The 6,957-nt window shown below is 58.0% G+C and carries 5 protein-coding genes and 2 pseudogenes; 4 read left to right on the top strand and 3 right to left on the bottom strand.

The genetic code is table 11. The features are described 5' to 3' along the window. Positions 1-57: 57 nt before the first annotated feature. The gene (locus TY51_RS11645) at positions 58-801 is read left to right on the top strand and encodes a hypothetical protein (RefSeq protein ID WP_156117993.1); all 744 of its coding nucleotides are present in this window, start codon (positions 58-60) and stop codon (positions 799-801) included. A gap of 181 nt (positions 802-982) precedes the next feature. Here the strand turns inward: TY51_RS11645 and istB are convergent. From istB to TY51_RS11630, 3 genes and pseudogenes are all read right to left on the bottom strand, one after another. Beyond that, positions 983-1,778, bottom strand: a pseudogene (gene istB / locus TY51_RS11640) (IS21-like element helper ATPase IstB). Next, positions 1,768-3,302, bottom strand: a pseudogene (istA, locus tag TY51_RS11635) (IS21 family transposase). Before istA ends, istB begins: the two co-directional pseudogenes overlap by 11 nt. A 247-nt stretch (positions 3,303-3,549) precedes the next feature. Next, entirely contained in the window at positions 3,550-4,251 is a 702-nt protein-coding gene (locus TY51_RS11630; RefSeq protein ID WP_042249863.1) for a GntR family transcriptional regulator, read from the bottom strand. Between the two features lie 138 nt (positions 4,252-4,389). Between TY51_RS11630 and TY51_RS11625 the strand changes: the two genes are divergently transcribed. From TY51_RS11625 to TY51_RS11615, 3 genes are all read left to right on the top strand, one after another. Then, positions 4,390-4,677 (top strand): UxaA family hydrolase, encoded by a 288-nt coding sequence (locus TY51_RS11625; protein WP_042249861.1) that lies wholly within the window; start codon positions 4,390-4,392, stop codon positions 4,675-4,677. Positions 4,678-4,680: 3 nt separating this feature from the next. Then, a complete protein-coding gene (locus tag TY51_RS11620; protein WP_042249859.1) occupies positions 4,681-5,862 on the top strand; it encodes a UxaA family hydrolase in 1,182 nt (393 codons plus the stop codon). 87 nt (positions 5,863-5,949) lie between these two features. Beyond that, complete coding sequence (locus TY51_RS11615) at positions 5,950-6,906, top strand: tripartite tricarboxylate transporter substrate binding protein (RefSeq protein ID WP_052650094.1); 957 nt, start codon at positions 5,950-5,952, stop codon at positions 6,904-6,906. Positions 6,907-6,957 lie beyond the last annotated feature (51 nt).

Genomic DNA, 6,957 nt, shown 5'->3' with positions numbered 1-6,957 from the left:
TGATCATCCGGGATGGAACAATTAGTAACTGTTTTGTAACATAAGGTCACCAGTGATATGGAAAAGGATCAATTAGACTATTTTCCGATGCAACCTCGCACGGCACTGACTTACCTTCTATTGTTCAATACTTTCTTCGCGCTGATGTTTCCCATATCAATCGCAATGAATTTCTGGACCATAAAGCTGTGGTTTGATCTTGATGGCGAAGTGAGCATACCAACATGGTACTCTTCAAGTCAGCTGCTGGTCAGCGGGCTGTTCATTTTGTCCGCACTCAAATTTCGCAGCACAATCTCTCCTAGACCCGGGTTTTACGTCCTTGTGGGTCTGGGATTGATCTTTTTATCAGCGGATGAAGCTGCATCGATCCACGAAAAGCTCACCCCACTTTCAGCGAAATACGCGCATTTCGTACCTCTGATCAATGGGAACCAAGGAGCATGGATAACCATCTATGGCGTAATATTTGCTTCTGCTGCTCTCCTGAACATCAATAATATTCTCATCATGTGGAAGAATTACAGAGAGCCGCTGCTGATCTTCATTGCGGGCCTAAGCGTACTCGTTTCCGGTGCAGTTCTCATGGAAATCACCATGTATTACTCTCTGCTGCCCTCCAAGGTGCTGCAGTTGATACTTGAGGAATTCATGGAAATGACAGGCGGGAGTGTAATTCTCATAAGCAGCTTCATATTTCTTAATAATCACGTCGCTGTCCGAGCGCTCAGCCCTGAAACTGCTACTCAGCGCCGTCATATGGTAGCGCAAAGCAAACCTCATGCGGGGGTGGTCCGCTGAGATCGGACTATTAGCACTTCTGAGGATTTGAAGATGCGATCGATCGTTAGGTCAAGCTGTGTGGACGCATTGACGTCAGGACGATGGGAAGGACTGTCTGTTCGCTGCGTGTTGATTTCCACCCAGAACTGAGCCGGGTTTTCCATCGAGAAGTGAGCCACCTCTGATTATGGATATAGGGTCATAGAGGGGTCAAGGTATGGTTTGTCTCCTTCTTCTTCGTGGCCGCTGCGGCTGAGCTTGCCTTGAACCTGAAGCTGTCGTTTCCGGTCTCCAGGATGTGGCAACGGTGGGTCAGGCGATCGAGCAGTGCAGTGGTCATCTTGGCGTCGCCGAAGACCGTGGCCCATTCGCTGAAGCTGAGATTCGTGGTGATGACCACGCTAGTGCGCTCATAGAGTTTGCTCAGCAGATGGAAGAGCAAAGCGCCGCCTGATGCACTGAAGGGCAGATAGCCCAACTCGTCCAGGATCACGAGATCGAGGCGGCTGAGACTTTCGGCAATCTGTCCGGCCTTCCCCCTTGTCTTCTCCTGCTCGAGGGCATTGACCAGTTCGATAGTCGAGAAGAAGCGGACCCGCCGGCGGTGCTGTTCGATGGACTGAATGCCCAATGCCGTCGCCACATGGGTCTTTCCGGTCCCTGGGCCACCGATCAGCACAACATTCTGCGCACCCTCCATGAACTCGCCGCGGTGCAGCTGGCGCACAGTCGCTTCATTGATCTCGCTGGCGGCGAAGTCGAACCCCGAGAGGTCCTTGTAGGCGGGGAAGCGCGCCGCTTTCATGTGATAGGCAATGGAACGGACCTCGCGCTCGGCCAGCTCCGCTTTCAGCAACTGAGCCAGGATCGGCACAGCAGCGTGAAAAAGCAGGCGCCCCCTGTTCGATGAGGTCAGTGACCGACTGCGCCATCCCATGCATCTTCAGACTGCGGAGCATGATGACGATGGCACCGCTGGCGGGATCATGACGCATGACGGCCACCTTCGGTCTGGCTGCGCAGACTGTCGTAGCGCTCGACATTGGCCTTGGGCTCGCGCCGCAGGGCCAGCGCCTGCGGGGTATCCAGGGGCGGCCCGCCAACCACCTTCCCATCGATCAAGCGGTGCGAGGGAGATTCAGTACATGGGTCTTGGTCGCCACGCCCTCGGCCAGGGCCAGCTCCACCGCCATCAGCGCGGCCTGCTCGTCACACTGCAGAACCAGGGCGAGGATATCGACCATCTCACGATCGCCGCCCGGCTTGCGTATCATTTGGCCCTGTAGTTGCCTGAAGGCAGGCGGCAATTCCAGGAAAGGTGCGCCATTCCGAAGCGCTCCGGGCTTGCGCTGAAGGACAGCCAGGTAGTGCCGCCAATCGTAGATCGTCCGCGGCGGCAGCTGGTGGCTGCGTTGAATCACGCGAGGATGCTCGCACAGGATGTTACCCTCGGCCGCCACGACAAGTCGGTCCGGATAGATCCGCAAGCTGATGGGACGGTTGGCGAATGACGCGGGAACGCTATAGCGATTGCGCTCGAAGCTGATCAGGCAGGTGGGCGAGACGCGCTTGCTCAGCTCGATGAAGCCGTCAAAGGCCACCGGCAACGGCATCAAGGCAGCCCGTTCTTCGGCCCAGATATCAGCGATCGTGCCAGGCCGCGTCCCATGCGCCGTGCTTTTCCACAGCTCCAGACAATGCTGTTCCAGCCAGACATTCAACGCGGCGAGGTCTGCGAAGTCAGGCATTCCATGAAGCAACTGGTGACGGGAGTCCCGCACGTTCTTCTCGACCTGCCCTTTCTCCCAACCCGCTGCCGGATTGCAGAACTCGGGCTCGAAGACATAGTGGTTCGTCATGGCGAGGAAGCGCATGTTGACCTCTCGCTCCTTGCCGCGGCCGACACGATCCACTGCCGTCTTCATGTTGTCGTAGATGCCCCGGGCAGGCACGCCCCCAAAAACCCGGAACCCATGCCAGTGGGCGTCAAACAGCATCTCGTGGGTCTGCAGCAGGTAGGCGCGCAGCAAAAAGGCCCGGCTGTGCTACAGCTTGATGTGGGCCATCTGAAGCTTGGTACGCTCTCCACCCAAAATGGCGAAGTCGTCGCTCCAGTCGAACTGGAAGGCCTCGCCCGGACTGAAGGACAAGGGGACAAAGGTCCCCCGTCCTGCCGTCTGCTGCTCACGCTGACGGTCCGCGCGCCAGTTCCGCGAAAAGGCGGCCACGCGGTTGTAGGATCCGGTGAAGCCGAGCTTGACCAGATCGGCGTGCATCTGCTTCAGCGTTCGTCGCTGCTTGCGCGGCTTGCCGATCTCCGTCTTCAGCCAGCCGGCCAGCTTCCCCGAGAAGGGGTCAAGCTTGCTTGGACGTTCCGGCGTCGCAAACTTTGGCTCGATCGTGTTCGCCGCCAGATGCTTTGACACGGTATTGCGCGAAAGACCCGTGCGACGAGCGATCTCGCGGATCGACAGCTTCTCGCGCAAGTGCATGCGTCGGATGATGTTCAAAAGCCCCATGTGGATCACTCCGTTACCCCCGCCGCTGACCGCTATGGGGGAAGGTTCACATGGCTCACTTCTCAGTGGAAATTATGCGCTCACCCGGCTCAGTTCTGGGTGGAAATCAACAGTTCAGGGGTTCAGCGCCGAACCGCATACCCCATGGCCAAACGGCAACCGCTCTTCATCAGACAGATGGCTATCATACCACGGGACGCATACCTCCCCGATATAAGTGGTATCGAGTAGCTAATATCGCAATGTTTTACTCGAGCCTTACCATGTAGCTGAGGTCATTGGTTAGGTAGAGGCTGAGGCGGCGTTCAATCAAGCGCCCCAAGATGTCCCGTGCGCACCGTTCTACTCTCAAGATTGGCGCACCCACCTCGATACGTAAATCCATAGCCTCTTGGTATTCGGCAGCGCATGCTGTTATGGCCTCATCGGCGTGAAGAACGATCAAGCCATAGGCTTGCTGATAGAGCACGTATAGGGCACTCGGCAGCGGACTGCGACGCTCGATCCCGGCGAACATATCTGCAGAAATGACTGCAGTCTCAATCACCCTCGGCATGTGAATTAGACTGCGAAGTCTGCGAATTTCGATAACTGTCGTAGGCGTACCATGCAGCGTTTCCTGTTCAATCTGCGTAGCTGACCGATGAATAATCGTTTCTGACAAAACCTCAGGTTGAACTACGTGGCCGTCCTTGGGGCGGAGACGAAAGAAGTTGAACAGCGACGATTCAGGTGTCCGAGCGGTCACAAATGTTCCCCGTCCCTGTTCCCGGCGGACGATGCCATGCTGCTCAAGTACCATCAAAGCCTTGCGGGCTGTCCCCTGCGACACTCCGGTATCGTAAGCAAGCTGGGTCTCACTTGGCAGCATCCCTCCTGGCAGCAGATCACCAGCCGCAATCCGAGCAACGATCGAGTCGATGACGGTCTGATAAAGAGAAGAAGCCATTTTTCACCGTAGGTTTTGCTGAGATTAGCACCCCCCGAGCATCGCCTGCAAGGGAGCCATATCGAGTCTTGTATAAGAGTTGTTATATATGTTATGGTAATCGTGTAGGGAGTTCATTATCTATCAAGGGAGGGTCGTTTGAGTATTCCGCAACTTTTGGTCCATGACCGTGAGGACAACGTCGGTGTCGTTGTCGTCGAGGATCTGGCCGCCGGCACCGAGATGCTGTGTGTCGTCACTGCCGACAATTCCGACTTCCGGCTGACGGCCAAGGCCGATATTCCCATCGGGCACAAGGTTGCCCTAAAGCCGCTGAAGGCTGGCGACACTGTCATCAAGTATGGCGAAGACATCGGAAAGATGATCGGCGATGCCGAAGTCGGCGGCCATGTCCACACGCAAAACTGCAAAACGAAGAGGTGGTAAGCCATGGCACTTGATTTCAGCAATTCGACCGTCAAGGCATGGCGCCGCGAAAACGGTCGCGTCGGCGTTCGCAACCATGTCCTAATTCTGCCCGTCGACGATATCTCGAACGCCGCATGCGAGGCGGTAGCCAACAACGTCAAGGGCACGATGGCTCTGCCTCATGCTTACGGCCGGCTGCAGTTCGGAGAGGATCTCGAGCTGCATTTCCGCACCATCATCGGTACAGGTGCGAACCCAAACGTCGCCGCCGTGATCGTGATCGGGATCGAGCCGGAATGGACCAAGGTCATCGTCGACGGCATTGCGAAGACGGGCAAGCCTGTCACGGGCTTCTCAATCGAGCAGAAGGGTGATTTCGAAACCATCCGTCAGGCCAGCTGGAAGGCCAAGGAATACGTCCATTGGGCAACCGAGCTGCAGAAAGAGGATTGCCCAGTCAGCGATCTGTGGATCTCGACAAAGTGCGGTGAAAGCGACACCACTACGGGTCTTTCTTCCTGCCCCACCGTCGGGAACATGTATGACAAGCTGCTGCCGCAGGGAATTTATGGCTGTTTTGGCGAGACGTCCGAGATTACCGGCGCCGAGCATATCTGTGAGACCCGCGCCGCAAACCCGGAAACCGCCGCTAAGTTCAAGGCGATCTGGAAGGCCTATCAGGACGACGTGATCGAGGCGTTCAAGACCTCGGACCTGTCGGACAGCCAGCCGACTAAGGGTAATATTCTGGGCGGTCTGACGACTATCGAGGAAAAGGCCATGGGCAATCTGGAGAAGATCGGCCGTACCTCGACCTATATCGACGCGATCGGCCCGGCCGAGACGCCAGAAAAAGGTCCGGGGCTGTATTTCATGGACAGCTCGTCCGCTGCGGCGGAATGCGTGACGCTGATGGCGGCGGGGGGGTATGTCATCCACACCTTCCCGACGGGGCAGGGCAACGTGGTAGGCAATCCGATCGTGCCGGTCATCAAGATCTCGGGCAATCCGCGGACGCTCCGGACGATGTCCGAACATATCGACGTGGACGTGACCGGTGTCCTGACACGAGAGATGACTATCGACCAGGCCGGCGACAGCCTGATCGAGATGATCATGCGGACCGCAAACGGCCGCCTGACGGCCGCCGAGGCCCTGGGGCATCGGGAGTTCTCGATGACCAAACTGTATCGCAGCGCCTGAAGGCTACCCACCTGCCGTGCCTTTGAGGAGGGGGGCGGCAGGTACCGGGAGTCAGCAGGGCCATTCACGAAACGGGAGGAGAACACCATGATGGGAACGACGACACGGCGCCTGATCGGCGCAGCCAGCTTGGCACTGATGGGAACCGCCGGGGCCGCGCTGGCCTATCCGGACGGGCCGGTGACTTATGTCATCCCCTTTAACGCAGGCGGGGAGAGCGACGTGACGGCGCGCTATCAGCAGGCGCGGTTCCGGGACATCACGGGCCAGGACATGATCGTCCAGTATCTGCCAGGAGCGGGTGGGGCGCAGGCCTGGGCGGGTTTGAATAGCATAGAAGGCGACGGCCAGACAATAATGGGCACCAACCTGCCGCACATCGTACTGCAGCCCATGCTACAGGATCCCGGCTACAAGACCGAGGACATCACCAACGTCTATATGTTCCATTTCACGCCTGATGCGCTGATGGTCGCCAATGACAGTCCGTTCCAGACCGTCCAGGACGTGATCGATGCGGCGACCGCCATGCCGGGCGGCGTGACTGCGGGAGGGTCGGCCACGAATTCGGCCAACCATGTCGCCAATCAGATCTTCATGAACGAAACCGGGGTCGAGACGACCTATATCCCCTATACCGGCACCGGCGCGACCGAGACCGCGCTGGTCGGCGGCGAGGTCGACATGCTGTGGGGCTATACCACCGTGGCAGTTCGTCAGGGGGATGCGACCCGTGTTCTAGCCGTCGCAACCGAGGAACGCCACCCGCTGTTCCCCGACAGCCCGACCTTCAAGGAACTGGGCATCAAAATGGTCGGCGGTGCCTATCGGGGCATCGGCGTCCCGGCCTCGACACCCGAAGAGGTGCGGACCCAGCTGTCCGATATCATCGGCGAAATCAACGCTGACCCGTCCTTCCGCGAGCAGATGGAAAACGATGGATACGCGCTGATCGACGTACCCTATTCCGAGATGGACACCTTCATGGCCGAACGGATCGAGGCCTATACCCTGATCGCCGAACAGCTGCAGTCACAGCAGTAAGACCGCACACGACCATTCCGGGCTGATCCGCGCGCACGGTCGCGCGACGGC

Origin of the sequence: Paracoccus sp. PAMC 22219 (assembly GCF_000787695.1) — a bacterium.
In the GTDB taxonomy this organism is placed as follows: domain Bacteria; phylum Pseudomonadota; class Alphaproteobacteria; order Rhodobacterales; family Rhodobacteraceae; genus Paracoccus.
Note: the sequence above shows the minus strand (reverse complement) of the source record. Positions and strands in the feature narration are given on the sequence as shown.

Coding starts and splice junctions, on each gene's coding strand:
- TY51_RS11630 (WP_042249863.1), bottom strand. CDS start 4,251: ATGGCTTCTTCTCTTTATCAGACCGTCATCGACTCGATCGTTGCTCGG.
- TY51_RS11620 (WP_042249859.1), top strand. CDS start 4,681: ATGGCACTTGATTTCAGCAATTCGACCGTCAAGGCATGGCGCCGCGAA.
- TY51_RS11615 (WP_052650094.1), top strand. CDS start 5,950: ATGATGGGAACGACGACACGGCGCCTGATCGGCGCAGCCAGCTTGGCA.
- TY51_RS11645 (WP_156117993.1), top strand. CDS start 58: ATGGAAAAGGATCAATTAGACTATTTTCCGATGCAACCTCGCACGGCA.